The sequence below is a fragment of the Rhizobium sp. BK619 genome, assembly GCF_014195245.1.
In the GTDB taxonomy this organism is placed as follows: Bacteria; Pseudomonadota; Alphaproteobacteria; order Rhizobiales; family Rhizobiaceae; genus Rhizobium; species Rhizobium acidisoli.
Map to the genome: position 1 here is coordinate 296361 of NZ_JACIBH010000008.1, position 20500 is coordinate 316860.

The window sequence follows — 20500 nt, forward strand, 5'->3', positions numbered from 1 at the left end:
TTCTTCTCAGAGCCGTTTCAGGCAATAGGAAAAATGCGCATGTGATTCGACCGTCAGGAACTCGAATTGCCAGCCGTAATCCTTGCAGAACTTGGTGACCGCCTCGACGACGCCATAGACGATCGGCTTGACCGTATTGCCGGTGCAGAAATCATGCCCGGCAATGCGCCCCGTCCGCTTCACCTTCTTTTCGCAGAGCAGCAGTTCCTGCCAGGTGAGCTCGAAGGAATGGTCGGTATCGATATAGGCCCAGTCGAGGAAGTCGTCGTCGAATTCGGCGAGCTTTTCCAGCGAAGTGCCCTGCATCAGATGCAGCCGGCCGGCCTCGATCTCGGCCGCGAACTTGGTGTGGATCGCATCGAGGCCGGAGCTGTAGCGGTCCATCGACCAGGGATCGATGAGGTAGAGCTGCGCTGGGCGATTCTTTTCCAGGATCTCTGCCGTATATTCGCCGAAGGCAGCCCCCACCTCGACGCCGATGCCGCCGTTGGGGATGCGGTAGAGCAGCTCGCCGCGATCGGGCAGCAGGCGGGCATTTTCCATATGATGGGCGCTGAGCGGAGTGCGCGGCATGCTCGCCCGGAGCGCCTGCCTGTCTTCACGTGTCTTCATCTCTGATCTCGGGATTGCGGGCGACTGACGGCCCTGATGCGGTCTGCGGCGAACGTAGGAGCAGCGGACCTCGATGACAACCACATGACGGGAATTTGCTTCTTTCGAACAAATCGCTAAGTTTCACCTGTGGACTGACGAGAGCCCCGGGAGGAGCGATTTCATGAGACGCATGTGGCCTGAAGAGTTCAACGCCATCATCAACGGAGCCGAGGAGGTGATGTTGGAAGCACCCGCAGAGGCCGGCGAAGCGCCGCTGCATCGCAAGGCGCTGAAGGCGCGCATCAGCATGGCGGATTACGAGCGGATCTGGCCGCTGGCCGAGATGCGCTTCCGGCTGGGCGAAAAAGATGGCAAGGCCATCACCCTGATCACCACCAATCCCCATTACCACGCCTGGCACCCGAAGGACGGCGGCAGCGTCGATTCGGTGTCGGACAGCGGTCGGCATTACAAGACGGATTATATCGTCGTGCACTTCCTGCTCGACGACGTGAAGGAAACATCTCCCGCCTGATGTGCTGACCGCCGGTGCAGGCCGTAGCCCGCACCGGCGTCCTGCTAACGCCGAGTTGATTCCGACGTTGATGACAACGGCGGCGATATCGCTAAGTTGGCGAGACGTATCTTATTAAATTGGAGGTTCCCGTGGCGGGCAATGTGCTGGATATCCCTGTCAAATCAGTGGATGGCCGTGAAACCACACTCAGCGAATACAAAGGCAGGGTGCTCCTGGTCGTCAACGTCGCCTCGAAATGCGGGCTGACTGTTCAATATGAGGGCCTCGAAAAGCTCTATGGGGAAAAGCGCGAACGCGGCTTCGTCATCGCCGCTTTCCCCGCCAACGACTTCAAGGGCCAGGAGCCCGGCACCGACGCCGAGATCCTCGACTTCTGCACCAGCACCTACGACGTCACCTTCCCGATCTTCTCGAAGATTTCGGTCAAGGGCGAGAGCCAGCACCCGCTCTACCGGCAACTGACCAAATCGGGCGTGAAGACCACAGGTGACGGCCCGATGCGCGAACGCCTGAAATCCCACGGCATATCGGGCGGCGACGAGGACGACATCCTCTGGAACTTCGAAAAATTCCTGATCGGCCGCGACGGTAAAGTCGCTGCCCGATTCGCCCCCGATGTGACGGCCGATGATTCGCGGCTGGTTTCGGCGGTGGATAAGGAACTGGCGAAGGGGTGAAATGGCGGCCGATCGGCCCCGGCCGTTTCCCGATTCCAGAACGCCACTTCGGAATCCCGAAATTCCCCGCTTCGGGATTCCGAAATTCGCCGCGCTTTGTGCGGTGTCGACAGAAAAAATCATGCAATGATTTCAATCCCGCAACCAATTTCGGGATTCCGAAGGGCTATATAGAGTCTGGTGGCAAGCCTGAGCAAAGGCAGAATCCAGTCGCAGTCACAGAGCCATGACCCTTGGCTACAACACGCGCCAGGACTGCGATGATTCGTGGAGAGGCTGAGCTTCAGATCCCCAGCACGGTCACAAGCGGCGGCGTAAAGTCCTTGAAGCCCAGTCTCGGCCAGTCGCACCTCCTGTCAAACCGCGTCTTTGGTTCGTGCCGCTGGCATTGCGGATTCGTCTTGAAGGCGTATCCGGGCAGGCTGACATATCTGGCGCTTGGTGCATAAAGGGCGACCGCGATGCACAGCGTCAATGCGGAGCAGAGAGTCCTCATGGAACACCTCCAGGTGTAGCAAGCGCGGAGATTTTCCGGGCGGCGAATTCTCCCACTTTTGCCCGCGCCCATCCATTCGCCCAATAGGAGGTGGCGCGGCGCCCGGAGTAGTCCGTTCTGGTGGAGCGTTATTTTCAGACGCCGCGCCGCATCGCGACCTGCCGGACGCGCCAATGGATCCAATTGGAATTCCAGATACATGACGACGCAGCTGAGGCGTTCGCCTGCGAAAGCTGCTATTTGGCACTTAAGGGGAAAAATGGTGGGCGATGAGAGACTCGAACTCCCGACATCCTCGGTGTAAACGAGGCGCTCTACCAACTGAGCTAATCGCCCATCGCTGACGAAGCCGGATCGGCCTGCCGCGTTGGTGGCCGTGATCTATGCGGATCGCGGCAAAACCGCAAGAGTGTTTGTGAAGATTTTTTGATTTTTTTGGTGGCGGTCTCGCTCCTTGTGGTGCGGCTGGAGCGCTGCCGGGCTGTGGATAAAGGGGAGGGGGCCTGTCGACTTCGACTGCGCCGCCGGCTTCGTTCGGGCGTCAGTGCCACGGCGGGGCGCGGAATTGCCGGCCTTGCCGAAACAATTCAAACGACTGTCATGGTTTTGTCTCCAAACCTGCTTGACACTAAAAGACGAACCCCGTAGTTAGCCGCTCATCGAAACGGGCAGCCGTTTTGGTGAGGGTGCGAAGGCATCCGGACTACTTGAAATGAATTGCGGGTGTAGCTCAGTTGGTTAGAGTGCCGGCCTGTCACGCCGGAGGTCGCGGGTTCGAGCCCCGTCACTCGCGCCATTTCAAGTCTTGTAGAACGCAAATGTGATTTGTCGTTTGTCCGGTTTCTTCATCCCAGCGGCCGCAGATGGCCCATCAATGCGCGGGTGTAGCTCAGTCGGTTAGAGTGCCGGCCTGTCACGCCGGAGGTCGCGGGTTCGAGCCCCGTCACTCGCGCCATTCTCTTCCGAAAGCCATGCAGTTTCCAAGGGTCAGGCATGCAGCTTGAATCGGTTTGTGTGGATTTGTCGCGACATCGTTGCATCTGCTTGATAATGTCCGCGCGCGGCGCGTCGAATTGCCTCTGTAAATCTCTTGCGCCGGGGCTTCGGCTGCGCTAACCACGGCTTGTTGCAACGCACGTTCGCTTGCCGGGCATTTGCCCAAATGCGCCGCCTGGCGCCTCCGGCAAGCAGGGATGAACATGATGACTGAACTGCTCAGTTCCTATATTCCGATCGCTATCTTCATCGCTATCGCGCTCGTTATCGGCCTGGCGCTGCTCATTGCGCCGTTCGCCGTCGCTTTCAAAGCGCCCGATTCGGAAAAGCTCTCGGCTTACGAATGCGGCTTCAACGCGTTCGATGACGCCCGCATGAAGTTCGATATTCGCTTCTACCTCGTGTCGATCCTCTTCATCATCTTCGACCTCGAAGTCGCCTTCCTCTTCCCCTGGGCCGTTTCCTTCGGCGCCATCGGCTGGTTCGGCTTCTGGTCCATGATGGTCTTCCTCTTCGTGCTGACCATCGGCTTTATCTATGAATGGAAAAAGGGAGCCCTGGAATGGGAGTAGCCCCTGTGAGCAATCAGCCGCTCGTCGCCCAGCAGCCGAAGGGGATCATCGATCCCTCCACAGGCAAGCCGATCGGCAGCAATGACGCGTTTTTCGGCGAGATCAACAATGAGCTCGCCGACAAGGGTTTCCTCGTCACCTCGACCGACGAGCTGATCAACTGGGCTCGTACCGGCTCGCTGATGTGGATGACCTTCGGTCTCGCCTGCTGCGCCGTCGAAATGATGCAGCTGTCGATGCCGCGTTACGACGTCGAGCGTTTCGGCTTTGCGCCGCGCGCCTCGCCGCGCCAGTCCGACGTCATGATCGTCGCCGGCACGCTGACCAACAAGATGGCGCCCGCGCTCCGCAAGGTCTACGACCAGATGCCCGAGCCGCGCTACGTCATCTCGATGGGTTCCTGCGCCAATGGCGGCGGTTACTATCATTATTCCTACTCGGTGGTGCGCGGCTGCGACCGCATCGTGCCGATCGACATCTACGTGCCGGGCTGTCCCCCCACGGCAGAGGCGCTGCTTTACGGCGTGCTTCTGCTGCAGAAGAAGATCCGGCGCACCGGCACGATCGAACGCTAAGGGTTAAGGACAAGGCATATGAGTGAAGCCCTGACTGAGCTTGCGTCCTACCTTGGCGAAGCGCGCGGCAATCTGATCGCCGCATCGCAGATGAAGTATGGCGAGCTGACGCTGACGACGACGGGTGAAAACCTGATCGCGCTTTTGACCTTCCTGCGTGACGACGCCAAATGCGGTTTCGTCAACCTGATCGATATTTGCGGCGTCGACTGGCCGCAGCGCGAGCTGCGTTTCGACGTCGTCTATCACCTGCTGTCGCCGAAGCAGAATGTGCGCATCCGCGTCAAGGTCGCGACCGACGAAGATACGCCGGTTCCCTCGGCCTGTGCCGTCCATCCCGGTGCCGACTGGTTCGAGCGCGAAACCTGGGACATGTACGGCGTGCTCTTCACCGGCCATCCGGACCTGCGCCGCATCTTGACCGACTACGGCTTCGAAGGCCATCCGCTGCGCAAGGACTTCCCGACCACCGGTTTCGTCGAGGTCCGCTACGACGACGCCGCCAAGCGAGTCGTCTATGAGCCGGTTGAGCTCAAACAGGAATTCCGCAATTTCGATTTTATGTCGCCCTGGGAAGGCACGGACTACGTGCTGCCCGGCGATGAAAAAGCGAAGCAATAAATTCAAGGCGGCTGGTGGGTTTGTGCCTGCCATTCACTGGTTATCTGAGAACGCGAGCGCATCGCCATGACAGAACATAACGTCCGCAACTTCAACATCAATTTCGGACCGCAGCATCCGGCGGCGCACGGCGTTCTTCGTCTTGTCCTGGAGCTTGACGGCGAAATTGTGGAGCGGGTTGATCCGCATATCGGCCTGCTGCACCGCGGCACCGAGAAGCTGATCGAGACCAAGACCTATCTTCAGGCCGTGCCCTATTTCGATCGGCTCGATTACGTGGCGCCGATGAACCAGGAGCATGCCTATGCGCTGGCGGTGGAAAAGCTGCTCGGCATCGAGATCCCGATTCGCGGCCAGCTGATCCGCGTTCTCTATTCCGAAATCGGCCGCATCCTCTCGCATCTGTTGAACGTCACGACGCAGGCCATGGACGTCGGGGCGCTGACGCCGCCGCTCTGGGGCTTCGAAGAGCGTGAAAAGCTGATGGTGTTCTACGAGCGCGCCAGCGGCTCGCGCATGCATGCCGCTTATGTCCGTCCGGGCGGCGTCCACCAGGACCTGCCGGAACAGCTCGTCCAGGATATCGGCGACTGGTGCGATCCCTTCCTCAAGGCGCTCGACGATATCGACAATCTGTTGACCGGCAACCGCATCTTCAAGCAGCGCAACGTCGATATCGGCGTCGTCTCGCTGGAGGATTGCTGGGCCTGGGGCTTCTCCGGCGTCATGGTGCGCGGTTCGGGCGCTGCCTGGGATCTGCGCCGCTCCCAGCCTTACGAATGTTACTCCGATCTCGAATTCGACATCCCGATCGGCAAGAACGGCGACAATTATGACCGCTACCTGATCCGCATGATCGAGATGCGCGAATCGGTCCGCATCATGAAGCAGTGCGTCAATCGCCTGCTGTCGGATGCCAAGACCGGTCCTTTCTCGTCGATTGACGGCAAGGTCGTGCCGCCGAAGCGCGGTGAGATGAAGCGCTCGATGGAAGCGCTGATCCACCACTTCAAGCTCTATACCGAAGGCTACCACGTGCCGGCCGGCGAGGTTTACGCCGCCGTCGAGGCGCCGAAGGGCGAGTTCGGCGTCTATCTGGTCTCCGACGGCTCCAACAAGCCGTATCGCTGCAAGATTCGCGCGCCGGGTTATGCCCATCTGCAGGCGATGGACTTCATGTGCCGCGGCCACCAGCTTGCCGACGTCGCGGCCGTACTCGGCTCGCTCGACATCGTCTTCGGCGAGGTGGACCGCTGATGCAGCGTCTGCCGCTTGCTGTCGCCCTTTTTCTTGCGGCATCCGGGGTTTCGGCTCAGGAGACCGATACGCTCGGCACGCCGCTCGGTCGTAAGGAAGTGACGCCGCCGGCGGCGCAAACGTCCATGGGCGATCTTTTGTCCAAGGGCTATCAGATCAAGGCTGCCATTCCGAATGGCAGCAAATTCGTAGTGTTTATGCAGAAAGACCAGTCGGCCTATGCCTGCGAAATGCAGTCTTTGACCGCTTCGCGGTGTGGAACCCTAAACTGACAAGGCGTGAGGAAGAATGTCCGTTCGTCGATTAGCCGAAGATCAATTTCAGCCTGCCGCATTCGCTTTCAGCGATGAAAATGCGGTCTGGGCGGACAAGACGATCCAGAAATACCCCGCCGGCCGCCAGCAATCGGCGGTCATCCCGCTATTGATGCGGGCGCAGGAGCAGGATGGCTGGGTCACGCGCGCGGCGATCGAAAAGATCGCCGACATGCTCGATATGGCCTATATCCGGGTGCTCGAGGTCGCGACCTTCTATACGCAGTTCCAGCTGCATCCCGTCGGCACCCGCGCCCATGTCCAGGTCTGCGGCACGACGCCCTGCATGCTGCGCGGCTCGGAAGCGCTGATGTCGGTCTGCAAGAGCAAGATCCATGCCCATGCCTTCGAGCGCAATGCCGAGGGAACGCTGTCCTGGGAAGAGGTCGAATGTCTTGGCGCCTGCGTCAACGCCCCGATGGTGATGATCGGCAAGGACACCTATGAGGACCTGACGCCGGCGCGTCTCGAAGAGATCATCGATACCTTTGCCGCCGGCAACGGCGCGAGCATCAGGCCTGGCACCCAGATCGACCGGATATTCTCCGCCCCTGAAGGCGGCCTGACGTCGCTGGCGACGGAAGAGCCAAAGGCGCGAACACGCGCCAAGAAGGCCGATGCGGAAACCGTGTCGGCTCCGGTTGTCGACGCTGCTCCGGTCCCGCCCTCCGAGGCCGCCCGCCCGAAGAGCACCGATGCCGAGACCAATGCCGCGCTGAAGACGCCGGCAACGGCGCCGAAAGCGGCTGCCAGGAATGCCAAGGCAGCCGAGCAGCAGCCGGTTTCCGGCACCGCGGCTGCCGAACCGGCGCCGGTGGCCAAGGCCGAAGCCGCCCCGGCGGCAAAGCCAGCGCTCACTGACAAGAACCGTCCGGCCGGCATCGAAAAGCCCGCCGCATCGGATGACCTGAAGATGATCTCGGGCGTCGGCCCGAAGATCGAGGCGACATTGAACGAGATCGGCATCTTTACCTTCTCGCAGGTTGCGGGCTGGAAGAAGGCCGAACGCGAATGGGTCGACGGCTACCTGAACTTCCGCGGCCGCATCGAGCGCGACGACTGGGTCAAGCAGGCCAAGGCGCTCGCCAAGGGCGGCGAAGCGGAATATATCAAGGTCTTCGGCAAGAAGCCGCGGTAAAGAGGTGAAGCATGTTACAAGATAAAGACCGCATCTTTACCAACATCTACGGCCTCAAGGACAAATCCCTGAAGGGCGCGATGAGCCGCGGCCACTGGGACGGCACCAAGCAGATCCTCGAAAAGGGCCGCGACTGGATCATCAACGAGATGAAGGCATCCGGCCTTCGCGGTCGCGGCGGCGCCGGCTTCCCGACTGGCCTCAAATGGTCCTTCATGCCGAAGGAAAGCGACGGCCGCCCGCACTACCTCGTCGTCAATGCCGACGAATCGGAGCCCGGCACCTGCAAAGACCGCGACATCATGCGTCACGATCCGCATACGCTGATCGAAGGCTGTGTCATCGCCAGCTTCGCCATGGGCGCCAATGCCGCCTATATCTATGTGCGCGGCGAATATATCCGCGAGCGCGAAGCGCTGCAGGCGGCGATCGACGAATGTTATGATTACGGCCTGCTCGGCAAGAACAACAAGCTCGGCTGGGACATGGACATCTTCGTCCATCACGGCGCCGGCGCCTATATCTGCGGCGAGGAAACCGCGCTGCTCGAAAGCCTCGAGGGCAAGAAGGGCCAGCCGCGCCTGAAGCCGCCTTTCCCGGCCAATATGGGCCTCTATGGCTGCCCGACGACTGTCAACAACGTCGAATCGATCGCCGTTGCCCCGACGATCCTGCGCCGCGGCGCCGGCTGGTTCTCGGCCATCGGCCGCCCGAACAATGTCGGCACCAAGCTGTTCATGCTCTCCGGCCACGTCAACAAGCCGTGCACGGTCGAAGAGGAAATGGGCATTACCTTCCGCGAGCTGGTCGACCGCCATGCCGGCGGCATCCGCGGCGGCTGGGACAATCTGCTCGCCGTCATTCCGGGCGGCGCATCCTGCCCGATCGTGCCGGCCAAGGACATCATCGACTGCCCGATGGATTTCGACGGCCTGCGCGGCGTCGGTTCCTCCTTCGGCACGGCGGCTGCGATCGTCATGGACAAGTCCACCGACGTCATCAAGGCGATCGCCCGCATCTCCGCCTTCTTCAAGCATGAGAGCTGCGGCCAGTGCACGCCCTGCCGCGAAGGGACGGGCTGGATGTGGCGCGTGATGGAGCGCATGGCCAAGGGCAATGCCCAGAAGCGCGAAATCGACATGCTGTTCCAGGTGACCAAGCAGATCGAAGGCCACACCATCTGCGCGCTCGGCGATGCCGCCGCATGGCCGGTGCAGGGTCTGATCCGTAACTTCCGTCCCGAGATCGAAAAGCGCATCGACCAGTATACGGCAAGCGCGCTCGATCACGGCGCGGTTCTGGAGGCGGCTGAATAATCATGGCGGACAACGCATCGAAGAGTGGAAAGAAGGAAGACGCCGCCGATTTCGCGGCCGGCTTCGGCCGTCTTGCCGCAGAGATGCTGGAAAATGCACGGGCAATGCCGGTGCATCCGCTGATGGCGCATCCGGCCGCTGCCTTTGCTGCTGCAACGGCGATCGGCTTCGGCCTCTCGACGCAGATGGCGGGCGCTTTCTTCGGCGCCTTCCAGAGCGCGCTGGAAACGACCGGCAAGGTCGCCGCCGCCCTCGATGATACGCCGCCGGACGAGCTCGCGCCCCACGTCGAGATCCGACCGGAGAATATTCGCCCTGCCGTCAAGGTTGTCGCCAAGCCGGCGGCCGCGAAGAGGGCAGGGCCGAAATTGACGGTTGTCAGGCCGGTCAGCGAACCGGTGCCGGCAAGCCAGCCGAAGCCGGCTGTGAAGGCAAAACCGGTCGCGCGGGCGAAAAAGGCCGACGATCTGAAGCTGATCGCCGGCATCGGCCCGAAGCTGGAGCAGGTGCTGAACGCCAAGGGCATTCGCAGTTTTGCCGAAATCGCCGCTTGGAGCGATGAGGACATCGCCCGGCTCGACGCCGAGCTTGGCTTCAACGGCCGCATCGGGCGTGACGACTGGAGCGGCCAGGCGAAAGTTCTGGCCGGGCGGGGCCGTCGGAAAAAATGAACTGTCCGGCCGTGCAATCGGCCGGAAAGATGGGCGGATCGGCGGACGGGCGGGGGCCTCACGCTGCAGAAGCCGATGCGGGTTCCGGACCTGGGACACGCGACAGAGAATTTGGGCGGCATCAGATGTCGGCAGGACGAAAGATCCGGCTTGGCAATGAGACTGTTGCAAAAATAGGTTTGTTTGCCGTCATCAGGCAAACGGGAAACAGGACTGAGCGACGATGGCAAAACTGAAGATTGACGGCAACGAGATCGAAGTTCCGGATCACTACACGCTGTTGCAGGCGTGCGAGGATGCTGGTGCCGAGGTTCCGCGCTTCTGCTTCCATGAGCGCCTGTCGGTTGCCGGCAATTGCCGCATGTGCCTTGTCGAGGTGAAGGGCGGCCCGCCGAAGCCGCAGGCTTCCTGCGCCATGAGCGTACGCGACATCCGCGGCGGCCCGAACGGCGAACTGCCCGAGGTCTTCACCAACACGCCGATGGTCAAGAAGGCCCGCGAAGGCGTGATGGAGTTCCTGCTGATCAACCATCCGCTCGATTGCCCGATCTGCGACCAGGGCGGCGAATGCGACCTGCAGGACCAGGCGATGGCCTTCGGCATCGACACCTCGCGTTATCAGGAAGACAAGCGCGCCGTCGAAGACAAGTATATCGGCCCGCTCGTCAAGACGGTGATGAACCGCTGCATCCACTGCACGCGCTGCGTCCGCTTCACCACCGAGGTCGCCGGCATTTCCGAGCTTGGCCTGATCGGCCGCGGCGAAGATGCCGAAATCACCACCTATCTCGAACAGGCGATGACCTCCGAGCTGCAGGGCAATGTCGTCGACCTTTGCCCGGTGGGTGCGCTGACGTCCAAGCCCTTCGCCTTCACCGCGCGCCCCTGGGAATTGAACAAGACCGAATCGATCGACGTCATGGATGCCGTCGGTTCGGCGATCCGCGTCGACACCCGCGGCCGCGAGGTCATGCGTGTCCTGCCGCGCGTCAACGAGGCGATCAACGAAGAGTGGATCTCCGACAAGAGCCGTTTCATCTGGGACGGCCTGAAGACCCAGCGCCTCGACCGGCCCTATGTCCGCCGCGACGGCCGCCTGCAGCCCGCCACCTGGGCCGAAGCCTTCGGCGCCATCAAGGCCGCCGTCGGCGCCACGTCGGGCGACAAGATCGGCGCGATCGCAGGCGACCTTGCCTCGGTTGAGGAAATGTATGCGCTTTCCGAACTGGTGAAATCGCTCGGATCTGCCAATCTCGACTGTCGCCAGGATGGGGCGGCACTCGATCCGTCGCTCGGCCGTGCAAGCTACCTCTTCAACCCGACCATTTCAGGCATCGACCAGGCCGACGCGCTGCTGATCATCGGCGCCAATCCGCGCTTCGAAGCAGCCATCCTCAACGCCCGCATCCGCAAGCGCTGGCGCCGCGGCAAGTTCCCGATCGGCGTCATCGGCGAGCCGGGCGAACTGCGCTACAGCTATGACTATCTCGGCGGTGGTCCCGACACGCTGAAGGATCTGGTCGACGGCGGCCACGCCTTCGCCGAGGTGCTGAAGAACGCCGCCAAGCCGATGATCATCATCGGCCAGGGCGCGCTGTCGCGCACCGACGGCGCCGGTGTTCTCGCCAGTGCCGCCAAGCTTGCCGGTTCGGTCGGTGCAGTCGTCGAAGGCTGGAACGGTTTTGCCGTCCTCCACACCGCCGCCTCGCGCGTCGGCGGCCTCGACCTCGGCTTCGTGCCGGGTGCCAAGGGTGTCAACGCCGCCGAAATGCTGACGGCGATGGATGTGCTCTTCCTGCTCGGCGCCGACGAACTCGACTTCACCGCCAAGAAGGCCAAGCTCACCGTCTATATCGGCTCGCATGGTGATAACGGCGCCCATCATGCCGACGTCATCCTGCCGGCCGCAGCCTATACCGAAAAGTCCGGCACCTGGGTCAACACCGAAGGCCGCGTCCAGATGGGCAACCGCGCAGGCTTTGCGCCGGGCGACGCCCGCGAGGACTGGGCGATCATCCGTGCTCTTTCCGACGTACTCGGCAAGAAGCTTCCCTTCGATTCGCTCAGCGAATTGCGCGTCCGGCTCTATGCCGCTTTCCCGCATTTCGCCGCCATCGACGAGATCGCCGAAACCGATAGCGCCCAAATTGCCGCAGTTGCGAAAAAAGCCGGCAAGATGAACAAGTCAGGGTTTGCGTCGCCGGTGAAAGACTTCTATTTGACGAACCCGATAGCGCGTGCCTCGGCAGTGATGGCGGAGTGCTCGGCATTGGCCCGCAACAACTTCAAAGTCGCGGCAGAGTAAGGGCAGGGGACTATGGATTCTTTCTTTTCGACCTATGTCTTGCCGGCGATCATCATGATCGGTCAGTCGCTGCTGCTTCTGGTCTGCCTGCTCGTCTTCATCGCCTATGTTCTGCTCGCCGACCGCAAGATCTGGGCGGCCGTGCAGCTGCGCCGCGGCCCGAATGTCGTCGGCCCCTTCGGCCTGTTCCAGTCTTTCGCCGACCTTCTGAAATTCGTCTTCAAGGAGCCGATCATTCCGGCTGGGGCCAACAAGGCGGTGTTCCTGCTTGCCCCGCTGGTGACGGTGCTTCTGGCACTGTCCACCTGGGCGGTGGTGCCGCTCGCCGATGGCTGGGTGATCGCCAACATCAATGTCGGCATCCTCTACATCTTCGCGATCTCCTCGCTCGAAGTTTACGGCATCATCATGGGCGGCTGGGCTTCGAACTCGAAGTATCCGTTCCTGGGTGCGCTGCGCTCGGCCGCGCAGATGGTGTCCTATGAAGTCTCGATCGGCTTCGTCATCGTCACGGTGCTTCTCTGCGTCGGTTCGCTGAACCTGACCGATATCGTCAATGCGCAGCATACCGGCCTCGGCACCATGCTCGGCCTGCCGGCATCGTTCCTCGACTGGCACTGGCTGTCGCTTTTCCCGATGTTCATCATCTTCTTCATTTCGGCGCTCGCCGAAACGAACCGTCCGCCCTTTGACCTTCCGGAAGCAGAATCGGAACTCGTTGCCGGCTTCATGGTCGAATACGGCTCCTCGCCATACATGATGTTCATGCTCGGCGAATATGCGGCCGTCTGCCTGATGTGTTCGCTGACGACGATCCTCTTCCTCGGCGGCTGGCTGCCTCCGGTCGACATCTGGATCCTCAACTGGGTCCCGGGCATCATCTGGTTCATGCTGAAGGCCTGCTTCGTGTTCTTCATGTTCGCGATGGTCAAGGCTTTCGTCCCGCGCTACCGCTACGACCAGCTCATGCGCCTCGGCTGGAAGGTCTTCCTGCCGCTGTCGCTCGCCATGGTCATCATCGTTGCATTCGTGCTGAAGCTGATGGGATGGGCATGATGACGCCCTCTCTCGTTTCCGGCAAAATTGGAGGTTGAAGATGGGAAGCTTGTCCAGCTCCATCAGCTCGCTGTTCCTCAAGGAATTCTTCGGCGCGTTCTTTCTGTCGATGCGCTATTTCTTCCGCCAGAAGGCGACGATCAACTATCCCTTCGAAAAGGGACCGGTTTCCCCGCGGTTCCGTGGTGAGCATGCGCTGCGCCGTTATCCGAACGGCGAGGAACGCTGTATTGCCTGCAAACTCTGCGAGGCGATCTGTCCTGCCCAGGCCATCACCATTGAGGCCGGCCCCCGCCGCAACGACGGCACCCGCCGCACGGTGCGCTACGACATCGACATGGTGAAGTGCATCTATTGCGGCTTCTGCCAGGAGGCTTGCCCGGTCGATGCGATCGTCGAGGGCCCGAATTTCGAATTTGCGACGGAAACCCGCGAAGAGCTCTATTTCGACAAGGCGCGCCTTCTCGACAACGGAGACCGTTGGGAGCGTGAAATCGCCCGCAACATTGCGATCGACTCGCCGTACCGCTGATCGAGTTTTGAAATGCCGCAAGGGAGCTTCGCTGCTCCGGTCGCGGTCAATATGCACAGGAGCTTTGCCGGTCAGCCGCGCAAACTCTATCGGGCAGAAAAACTCCCGGCTGCCCGGGGGAAGATGAAAAAGGCACCAACATGGGTCTGCAGGCTCTATTTTTCTATCTTTTCGCCTTTGTCGCGGTGGCGTCGGCGTTCATGGTCATCTGGGCGAAGAACCCGGTTCACTCGGTTCTGTTCCTGATCCTGGTGTTCTTCAATGCGGCCGGCCTCTTCCTGCTGCTCGGTGCCGAATTCCTGGCGATGATCCTGCTCGTCGTCTATGTCGGCGCCGTTGCCGTGCTCTTCCTCTTCGTGGTGATGATGCTCGATATCGACTTCACCGAGCTCAGGGCAGGGGTTCTCGAATATGCGCCGATCGGCGGCTTGATCGGGATCATTCTCGCAGCCGAGCTGATCGTCGTCATCGGCGGCAGCGTCATCTCGCCCGAGATCGCCAAATCCGTCGCCATGCCGATCCCGGCGCTCAGCGAGCGCACGAATACGGCAGCTCTCGGCGACGTGCTCTACACCAACTACGTCTATTTCTTCGAGATCGCCGGTCTGGTGCTGCTGGTCGCGATGATCGGCGCAATCGTGCTGACGCTGCGGCACCGCACCAATATCAAGCGGCAGAATATCCCGAGGCAGGTTGCCCGCACGCCCGCCACCGCCGTCGAGGTGGTGTCGGTTAAGCCCGGGCAGGGCGTCTAAGGCAGGTCAAGGAACAAAGAACATGGTCATCGGACTTTCCCACTACCTGACGGTCAGCGCCATCCTCTTCACGCTCGGCGTCTTCGGCATCTTCCTGAACCGGAAGAACGTCATCGTCATCCTGATGTCGGTCGAACTGATCCTGCTCGCCGTCAACATCAACATGGTCGCCTTCTCCTCCTTCCTGAACGACATCGTCGGCCAGGTCTTCGCGCTGTTCATCCTGACGGTCGCGGCTGCCGAAGCGGCGATCGGTCTTGCAATTCTCGTTGTCTTCTACCGCAACCGCGGCTCGATCGCGGTCGAAGACGTCAATATGATGAAGGGCTGAGTGGCTCATGTTCCTCTATAAGGCTATCGTCTTTCTTCCCTTGATCGGTGCGATCGTTGCCGGCCTGTTCGGCCGCGCCATCGGCGCCAAGGCTTCGGAATATGTCACCAGCGGCCTGATGATCATCGCCGCCATCCTCTCCTGGATCGTGTTCTTCACGGTCGGCATGGGCCATGCCGAAGGCGGCCCGATCAAGGTCGAGGTGCTGCGCTGGATCCAGTCCGGCGGCATCGACGTCTCCTGGTCGCTGCGCGTGGATACGCTGACCTCCGTCATGCTGATCGTCGTCAACACGGTCTCGACGCTGGTTCACGTCTATTCGATCGGTTACATGCACACCGATCCGCATCGCCCGCGCTTCTTTGCCTATCTCTCGCTCTTCACCTTCGCCATGCTGATGCTGGTGACGGCCGACAACCTGGCGCAGATGTTCTTCGGCTGGGAAGGCGTCGGTCTCGCCTCCTATCTGCTGATCGGCTTCTGGTTCAAGAAGCCGTCGGCAACGGCTGCGGCGATGAAGGCCTTCATCGTCAACCGCGTCGGCGACTTCGGCTTCGTCCTCGGCATTGCCGGCGTCTTCGTGCTGTTCGGTTCGATCAACTTCGACACGATCTTCGCCAATGCCTCGAACTTCGCCCCGCATGAAGGCGGCGGCGAGGCGAGCGAAGTCATCCTCAACCTCTTCGGCATGCAGCTCGACAAGGCGCACGCGCTGACCGGCGTCTGCCTGCTGCTGTTCATGGGCGCCATGGGCAAGTCGGCGCAGTTCCTGCTCCATACCTGGCTGCCGGATGCCATGGAAGGCCCGACCCCGGTCTCGGCCCTCATCCATGCCGCCACCATGGTCACCGCCGGCGTCTTTCTCGTCGCCCGCATGTCGCCGCTCTTCGAACTGTCGCCGGATGCGCTCGTCGTCGTCACCGTGATCGGCGCGATCACCGCCTTCTTCGCGGCCACCGTCGGCCTCGTGCAGAACGACATCAAGCGCGTCATCGCCTATTCCACCTGCTCGCAGCTCGGCTACATGTTCGTGGCGCTCGGGGTAGGGGCCTATGGCGCGGCGATCTTCCATCTGTTCACGCACGCCTTCTTCAAGGCGCTGCTGTTCCTTTGCGCCGGCTCGGTCATCCATTCCGTCGATGGCGAGCAGGACATGCGCTACATGGGCGGCCTGTATCCGCATATCAAAGTTACCGGCATCCTGATGATCATCGGCACGCTGGCGATCACCGGCGTCGGCATTCCGTTCACGCCGATCGGCTTTGCCGGCTTCTTCTCCAAGGACGTGATCATCGAGGCGACCTATGCTTCGCATTCGCCGGTCGCAGGCTTTGCTTTCTCGCTGCTGGTCATCGCGGCTCTGTTTACGAGCTTCTATTCCTGGCGCCTGATCTTCATGACCTTCTTCGGCAAGCCGCGCGCTTCGCACGAGGTCATGCACCACGTCCATGAATCGCCGCAGGTCATGCTGGTGCCGCTCTATCTCCTGGCGATCGGCGCCGTGTTTGCCGGCGTGATCTTCGAAGGCCGGTTCTACGGCGAGGAATATGCCGAGTTCTGGAAGGGCGCGCTGTTTACCGGCGCCGAGAACGAACTGGTCGAACAGTTCCATCACGTGCCGGCGCTCGTGGGCCTGAGCCCCTTCATTGCCATGCTGCTCGGCTTCGTCCTCGCCTGGTACATGTATATCCGTTCGCCGCAGACGCCGCGCACCCTCGCCAGGCAGCACCGCGTTCTCTACCAGTTCCTGCTGAACAAGTGGTACTTCGACGAACTCTACGATTTCCTCTTCGTCCGCACCGCCAAGGCGCTTGGCCGCTTCCTGTGGAAGAAGGGTGATGTCGGCGTCATCGACACCTATGGCCCGAACGGTGTGGCCGCCCGGGTCGTCGCCGTCACCGACCGCGTCGTCCGCCTGCAGACCGGTTACCTCTATCACTATGCCTTCGCGATGCTGATCGGCATTGCGGCGCTTGTTACCTGGATGATGCTCGGGAGTTCCTTCTGATGACCGATTGGCCTATTCTTACAACGGTCACCTTCCTGCCGCTCGTCGGCGTGGTGCTCCTGCTATTGATGAACGGCGAGAGCGAAACCGGCCGCAAGAACGTGCTGTGGATCTCGCTGATCACCACCGTCTTCACCTTCATCGTCTCGCTCTTCATCTGGATCGGCTTCGACAATGCCAATCCGGGCTTCCAGATGTTGGAAAAGCATGACTGGCTCGGCACCGGCATCGGCTACCATCTCGGCGTCGACGGCATCTCGATGCTGTTCGTCATCCTGTCGACCTTCCTGATGCCCTTCTGCGTGCTGGCGAGCTGGCTCTCGATCGAGAAGCGCCTGAAGGAATATATGATCGCCTTCCTCATCCTCGAAACGATGATGGTCGGCGTCTTCGTCTCGCTCGATATCGTGCTCTTCTACGTCTTCTTCGAGGCGGGCCTCATTCCGATGTTCCTGATCATCGGCGTCTGGGGCGGCAAGGACCGCGTCTACGCGAGCTACAAGTTCTTCCTCTATACGCTGCTCGGTTCGGTGCTGATGCTGCTTGCCATCATGGCGATGTACTGGCAGGCCGGCACGACCGATATCACCGCGCTGCTCGCCTACAAGTTCCCGCCGGCGCTGCAGACCTGGTTATGGCTTGCCTTCTTCGCCTCCTTTGCGGTGAAGATGCCGATGTGGCCGGTTCATACCTGGCTGCCCGACGCCCACGTTCAGGCGCCGACAGCAGGCTCGGTGATCCTGGCCGGCGTGCTCCTGAAGCTCGGCGGCTACGGTCTGATCCGCTTCTCGCTCGGCATGTTCCCGGTCGCATCGGATTATTTCGCACCGTTCGTCTTCGCGCTGTCGGTCATTGCCATCATCTACACCTCGCTGGTGGCGATGATGCAGGACGATATCAAGAAGCTGATCGCCTATTCCTCCGTGGCGCACATGGGCTATGTCACCATGGGCATTTTCGCCGCCAACATGCAGGGTGTTCAGGGCTCGATCTTCCAGATGCTCTCGCACGGCATCGTCTCCGGCGCGCTCTTCCTTTGCGTCGGCGTCGTCTACGACCGCACCCACACCCGCGAGATCAACGCCTATGGCGGCCTCGTCAACAACATGCCGAAATATGCCGTGGCCATGATGGTCTTCACCATGGCCAATGTCGGGCTTCCCGGCACCTCGGGCTTCATCGGTGAATTCCTGACGCTGCTGGGTGTCTTCCGGGTCAACACCTGGGTCGCGCTCTTTGCCGCCACCGGCGTCATCCTCTCGGCCGCCTATGCGCTCTGGCTTTATCGCCGGGTGATCTTCGGCGCGCTCGAGAAGGAAAAGCTGAAGGCGCTGCTCGATCTTTCCAGACGCGAACAGCTGATCCTCTACCCGCTGGTCGCACTGACCATCTTCTTCGGCGTTTACCCGGCCCCGGTCTTCGATGCGACGGCCGCCTCGGTGGATCTGCTGGTCAACAACTACACGGCCGCCGTGCACGCAGCGCAGAATATTGCGCTGTCTATGAATTGATGACGGGACTTATCGGACATGACCGCTGAAACAATTCTCCTCAGTCTGCATCTTTCCGCGCCGGAGCTCATCCTCGCGGTCGGCGCCCTTGTCCTGTTGATGGTCGGCGTCTTCTCAGGCGAGCGGTCTGGCCTCGTCGTCACTGGCCTGGCCATCGTGCTGCTGCTTGCCGCCGGCCTGTGGCTGCTCTTCGTGCCGGCGGAAGGCCTTGCCTATGGCGGCGTCTACATGGCCGACGGCTTCTCGCGCTTCATGAAGCTGGTAGCGCTCATCGGTTCGCTGGTCGCCCTGTTCATGACGATGGGTCACGCCCGCGAAAACCAGCTCGACAAGTTCGAGTTCCCGGTTCTTCTGGTGCTGGCGACCCTGGGCATCCTGCTGATGATCTCGGCCAACGACCTGATCTCGCTCTATCTGGCGCTGGAACTGCAGTCGCTGGCGCTTTACGTCGTCGCCGCGATCAACCGCGACAGCCTGAAGTCGACCGAAGCCGGCCTGAAATATTTCGTTCTCGGCGCGCTTTCCTCCGGCATGCTGCTCTACGGCATGTCGCTGGTCTATGGTTTTACCGGCCACACCCACTTCTCCGAGATTGCCCAGGCGCTCTCGGTCGAGGGTGCGCGTTCGCTCGGTCTGATCTTCGGCCTGGTCTTCATCCTCGCCGGCATCGCCTTCAAGATCTCGGCCGTTCCCTTCCATATGTGGACGCCTGACGTCTATGAAGGCGCGCCTACGCCGGTCACCGCCTTCCTGGCCGCAGCCCCCAAGGTTGCCGCCATGGCAATGATGACCCGCATCGTCATCACCGCCTTCCAGCCGGTTCTGGCCGACTGGCAGCAGGTCGTGGTCTTCATCTCGATCGCTTCGATGCTGCTCGGCTCCTTTGCCGCAATCGGCCAAAAGAACATCAAGCGGCTGATGGCCTATTCGTCGATCGGCCACATGGGTTACGCGCTGGTCGGCCTTGCCGCCGGCAACCAGACCGGCGTTTCCGGCGTCATGCTTTACATGGTCATCTATATGGTCATGACCCTCGGCACCTTTGCGATCATCATGTCGATGCGCCGCAAGGACGGTACCGTCGTTGAGGAGGTCAACGATCTCGCCGGCCTCTCCACCACCAACCCGTTCATGGCGGTGGTGCTGACGGCGCTGATGTTCTCGCTCGCCGGCATTCCGCCGCTCGCCGGCTTCTTCGCCAAGTACTTCGTCTTTGTCGCTGCCATCGAAGCGAAGCTTTATGCGCTCGCCATCATCGGCGTTCTCGCCTCGGTCGTCGGCGCTTATTATTATCTGCGCGTCATCAAGCTGATGTGGTTCGATGAGGCGACCGGCGAATTCGCCCGTGTCTCCGGTTCGTTGCGTCTGGTCTTCGGCCTCTCCGGTCTGTTCGTCACTGCCTATGTCCTGATCGGCGGCCCGATCGGCGGCGCGGCAGAGCTTGCCGCCGCGACGCTCTTTTGATGGCTTCCGACGGGCGGCGCCGGATATCGCTCGGCGATTTCAGGCACGAGGCTCTGTCGGAAACGTCGTCCACCAACAGCGAATGCCTCGCCCGGGCTCGGGCGGGCGACGGCGGTAATCTCTGGGTGACGGCCGAACGCCAGACCGGCGGCCGCGGCCGCCGCGGCCGGCTCTGGGTGTCCGAACGCGGCAATCTCTACGCCTCTCTATTGCTGATCGATCCGGCGCCGATGGAGCGCCTGAGTTCCCTGCCGCTTGCCGTCGCCGTTGCCGTGCACCAGGCGATCCGCCAGGTGCTGCCGCCGGGCGCCGAGCCGCTCGAGGTCAAATGGCCGAACGATATCCTCATCGGCCGCAAGAAGACCTGCGGCATTCTCGTCGAAGGCGAGAGGCTGCCGGACGGCCGTTACGCGCTGATCGTCGGCATCGGTATCAATGTCTCGGTCATGCCGGATAATCCGCTCTACCCCGTCACCTGCCTGCGTCACCATGCAAGTGCGGCGTCGCCGGAGGAACTCTTCGCCCATCTCTTCGCGGCGACGGCGGATGTGCTTGATCAATGGGATGAGGGCCGCGGTATTGCCGAGATCACCGCACGCTGGCGCGCCATCGCCTGCGGCATCGGCGAAAAGATCACGGTGAATTTGCCGGACCGATCGATTTCCGGACAATTCGCCGGAATTGATGATAATGGCTTGTTGATGCTCGATACCGGCACTGGCAGGATAATGCCCATTGCTGCCGGTGATGTGTTTTTTGGATAGCGGAAAAAA

20 protein-coding genes and 3 tRNA genes are annotated in these 20500 nt (G+C 61.3%); 21 read left to right on the top strand and 2 right to left on the bottom strand.

The window, feature by feature from the left end; all coding sequences use genetic code 11:
* Nucleotides 1–6 precede the first annotated feature (6 nt).
* Complete coding sequence (locus FHX14_RS17440) at nucleotides 7–612, bottom strand: class I SAM-dependent methyltransferase (RefSeq protein ID WP_054181871.1); 606 nt, start codon at nucleotides 610–612, stop codon at nucleotides 7–9.
* Between the two features lie 163 nt (nucleotides 613–775).
* On the opposite strand from FHX14_RS17440, the gene FHX14_RS17445 reads away from it, so the two are divergent.
* Both FHX14_RS17445 and FHX14_RS17450 read left to right on the top strand, forming a co-directional pair.
* Complete coding sequence (locus FHX14_RS17445) at nucleotides 776–1129, top strand: hypothetical protein (protein WP_054181872.1); 354 nt, start codon at nucleotides 776–778, stop codon at nucleotides 1127–1129.
* Between the two features lie 131 nt (nucleotides 1130–1260).
* The gene (locus FHX14_RS17450; RefSeq protein ID WP_003587331.1) at nucleotides 1261–1809 is read left to right on the top strand and encodes a glutathione peroxidase; all 549 of its coding nucleotides are present in this window, start codon (nucleotides 1261–1263) and stop codon (nucleotides 1807–1809) included.
* Between the two features lie 756 nt (nucleotides 1810–2565).
* Here FHX14_RS17450 and FHX14_RS17455 read toward each other — a convergent pair.
* Nucleotides 2566–2641, bottom strand: a tRNA-Val gene (locus FHX14_RS17455).
* Between the two features lie 383 nt (nucleotides 2642–3024).
* Here FHX14_RS17455 and FHX14_RS17460 point away from each other — a divergent pair.
* From FHX14_RS17460 to FHX14_RS17550, 19 genes are all read left to right on the top strand, one after another.
* Nucleotides 3025–3101: transfer RNA gene (locus tag FHX14_RS17460), tRNA-Asp, on the top strand.
* An 82-nt stretch (nucleotides 3102–3183) separates the two neighbouring features.
* A tRNA-Asp gene (locus FHX14_RS17465) sits at nucleotides 3184–3260 on the top strand.
* 247 nt (nucleotides 3261–3507) lie between these two features.
* A complete protein-coding gene (locus FHX14_RS17470; protein ID WP_007626195.1) occupies nucleotides 3508–3873 on the top strand; it encodes an NADH-quinone oxidoreductase subunit A in 366 nt (121 codons plus the stop codon).
* Nucleotides 3864–4448: an NADH-quinone oxidoreductase subunit B gene (locus tag FHX14_RS17475; RefSeq protein ID WP_003578567.1), complete on the top strand. Its 585-nt coding sequence runs from the start codon at nucleotides 3864–3866 to the stop codon at nucleotides 4446–4448. The genes FHX14_RS17470 and FHX14_RS17475 overlap by 10 nt, the downstream gene beginning before the upstream one ends.
* Nucleotides 4449–4466: 18 nt before the next feature.
* A complete protein-coding gene (locus FHX14_RS17480; protein ID WP_012557330.1) occupies nucleotides 4467–5069 on the top strand; it encodes an NADH-quinone oxidoreductase subunit C in 603 nt (200 codons plus the stop codon).
* A gap of 66 nt (nucleotides 5070–5135) precedes the next feature.
* A complete protein-coding gene (locus FHX14_RS17485; RefSeq protein WP_183691701.1) occupies nucleotides 5136–6326 on the top strand; it encodes an NADH-quinone oxidoreductase subunit D in 1191 nt (396 codons plus the stop codon).
* The gene (locus FHX14_RS17490; RefSeq protein WP_184377910.1) at nucleotides 6326–6598 is read left to right on the top strand and encodes a hypothetical protein; all 273 of its coding nucleotides are present in this window, start codon (nucleotides 6326–6328) and stop codon (nucleotides 6596–6598) included. Before FHX14_RS17485 ends, FHX14_RS17490 begins: the two co-directional genes overlap by 1 nt.
* Nucleotides 6599–6614: 16 nt before the next feature.
* Nucleotides 6615–7778 carry an NADH-quinone oxidoreductase subunit E gene (locus tag FHX14_RS17495; RefSeq protein WP_184377911.1) on the top strand — a complete coding sequence of 388 codons (1164 nt, stop codon included), beginning with the start codon at nucleotides 6615–6617 and terminating at the stop codon, nucleotides 7776–7778.
* 11 nt (nucleotides 7779–7789) lie between these two features.
* Entirely contained in the window at nucleotides 7790–9094 is a 1305-nt protein-coding gene (nuoF, locus tag FHX14_RS17500) for an NADH-quinone oxidoreductase subunit NuoF (RefSeq protein WP_003547378.1), read from the top strand.
* Nucleotides 9095–9096: 2 nt separating this feature from the next.
* Nucleotides 9097–9765: a 5' DNA nuclease gene (locus tag FHX14_RS17505; RefSeq protein WP_184377912.1), complete on the top strand. Its 669-nt coding sequence runs from the start codon at nucleotides 9097–9099 to the stop codon at nucleotides 9763–9765.
* A 223-nt stretch (nucleotides 9766–9988) separates the two neighbouring features.
* Nucleotides 9989–12070, top strand: coding sequence for an NADH-quinone oxidoreductase subunit NuoG (gene nuoG, locus FHX14_RS17510; protein WP_054181876.1), 2082 nt, complete (start codon nucleotides 9989–9991; stop codon nucleotides 12068–12070).
* 12 nt (nucleotides 12071–12082) lie between these two features.
* Nucleotides 12083–13126: an NADH-quinone oxidoreductase subunit NuoH gene (nuoH, locus tag FHX14_RS17515; protein ID WP_003587271.1), complete on the top strand. Its 1044-nt coding sequence runs from the start codon at nucleotides 12083–12085 to the stop codon at nucleotides 13124–13126.
* 40 nt (nucleotides 13127–13166) lie between these two features.
* The gene (nuoI, locus tag FHX14_RS17520) at nucleotides 13167–13658 is read left to right on the top strand and encodes an NADH-quinone oxidoreductase subunit NuoI (RefSeq protein ID WP_003587270.1); all 492 of its coding nucleotides are present in this window, start codon (nucleotides 13167–13169) and stop codon (nucleotides 13656–13658) included.
* 140 nt (nucleotides 13659–13798) lie between these two features.
* Nucleotides 13799–14413 (top strand): NADH-quinone oxidoreductase subunit J, encoded by a 615-nt coding sequence (locus FHX14_RS17525; protein ID WP_003573901.1) that lies wholly within the window; start codon nucleotides 13799–13801, stop codon nucleotides 14411–14413.
* 22 nt (nucleotides 14414–14435) lie between these two features.
* Nucleotides 14436–14744, top strand: a complete 309-nt coding sequence (nuoK, locus tag FHX14_RS17530) for an NADH-quinone oxidoreductase subunit NuoK (protein ID WP_003587269.1) — start codon at nucleotides 14436–14438, stop codon at nucleotides 14742–14744.
* Nucleotides 14745–14751: 7 nt separating this feature from the next.
* Nucleotides 14752–16752: an NADH-quinone oxidoreductase subunit L gene (nuoL, locus tag FHX14_RS17535; protein ID WP_012557334.1), complete on the top strand. Its 2001-nt coding sequence runs from the start codon at nucleotides 14752–14754 to the stop codon at nucleotides 16750–16752.
* Nucleotides 16752–18263, top strand: coding sequence for an NADH-quinone oxidoreductase subunit M (locus FHX14_RS17540; protein WP_012557335.1), 1512 nt, complete (start codon nucleotides 16752–16754; stop codon nucleotides 18261–18263). Before nuoL ends, FHX14_RS17540 begins: the two co-directional genes overlap by 1 nt.
* Nucleotides 18264–18281: 18 nt before the next feature.
* Nucleotides 18282–19727: an NADH-quinone oxidoreductase subunit NuoN gene (nuoN, locus tag FHX14_RS17545; protein WP_003587266.1), complete on the top strand. Its 1446-nt coding sequence runs from the start codon at nucleotides 18282–18284 to the stop codon at nucleotides 19725–19727.
* Entirely contained in the window at nucleotides 19727–20491 is a 765-nt protein-coding gene (locus FHX14_RS17550) for a biotin--[acetyl-CoA-carboxylase] ligase (protein ID WP_184377913.1), read from the top strand. Before nuoN ends, FHX14_RS17550 begins: the two co-directional genes overlap by 1 nt.
* Nucleotides 20492–20500: the final 9 nt, after the last annotated feature.

Coding starts and splice junctions, on each gene's coding strand:
- FHX14_RS17440 (WP_054181871.1), bottom strand. CDS start 612: ATGAAGACACGTGAAGACAGGCAGGCGCTCCGGGCGAGCATGCCGCGC.
- FHX14_RS17445 (WP_054181872.1), top strand. CDS start 776: ATGAGACGCATGTGGCCTGAAGAGTTCAACGCCATCATCAACGGAGCC.
- FHX14_RS17470 (WP_007626195.1), top strand. CDS start 3,508: ATGACTGAACTGCTCAGTTCCTATATTCCGATCGCTATCTTCATCGCT.
- FHX14_RS17475 (WP_003578567.1), top strand. CDS start 3,864: ATGGGAGTAGCCCCTGTGAGCAATCAGCCGCTCGTCGCCCAGCAGCCG.
- FHX14_RS17480 (WP_012557330.1), top strand. CDS start 4,467: ATGAGTGAAGCCCTGACTGAGCTTGCGTCCTACCTTGGCGAAGCGCGC.
- FHX14_RS17485 (WP_183691701.1), top strand. CDS start 5,136: ATGACAGAACATAACGTCCGCAACTTCAACATCAATTTCGGACCGCAG.
- FHX14_RS17490 (WP_184377910.1), top strand. CDS start 6,326: ATGCAGCGTCTGCCGCTTGCTGTCGCCCTTTTTCTTGCGGCATCCGGG.
- FHX14_RS17495 (WP_184377911.1), top strand. CDS start 6,615: ATGTCCGTTCGTCGATTAGCCGAAGATCAATTTCAGCCTGCCGCATTC.
- nuoF (WP_003547378.1), top strand. CDS start 7,790: ATGTTACAAGATAAAGACCGCATCTTTACCAACATCTACGGCCTCAAG.
- FHX14_RS17505 (WP_184377912.1), top strand. CDS start 9,097: ATGGCGGACAACGCATCGAAGAGTGGAAAGAAGGAAGACGCCGCCGAT.
- nuoG (WP_054181876.1), top strand. CDS start 9,989: ATGGCAAAACTGAAGATTGACGGCAACGAGATCGAAGTTCCGGATCAC.
- nuoH (WP_003587271.1), top strand. CDS start 12,083: ATGGATTCTTTCTTTTCGACCTATGTCTTGCCGGCGATCATCATGATC.
- nuoI (WP_003587270.1), top strand. CDS start 13,167: ATGGGAAGCTTGTCCAGCTCCATCAGCTCGCTGTTCCTCAAGGAATTC.
- FHX14_RS17525 (WP_003573901.1), top strand. CDS start 13,799: ATGGGTCTGCAGGCTCTATTTTTCTATCTTTTCGCCTTTGTCGCGGTG.
- nuoK (WP_003587269.1), top strand. CDS start 14,436: ATGGTCATCGGACTTTCCCACTACCTGACGGTCAGCGCCATCCTCTTC.
- nuoL (WP_012557334.1), top strand. CDS start 14,752: ATGTTCCTCTATAAGGCTATCGTCTTTCTTCCCTTGATCGGTGCGATC.
- FHX14_RS17540 (WP_012557335.1), top strand. CDS start 16,752: ATGACCGATTGGCCTATTCTTACAACGGTCACCTTCCTGCCGCTCGTC.
- nuoN (WP_003587266.1), top strand. CDS start 18,282: ATGACCGCTGAAACAATTCTCCTCAGTCTGCATCTTTCCGCGCCGGAG.
- FHX14_RS17550 (WP_184377913.1), top strand. CDS start 19,727: ATGGCTTCCGACGGGCGGCGCCGGATATCGCTCGGCGATTTCAGGCAC.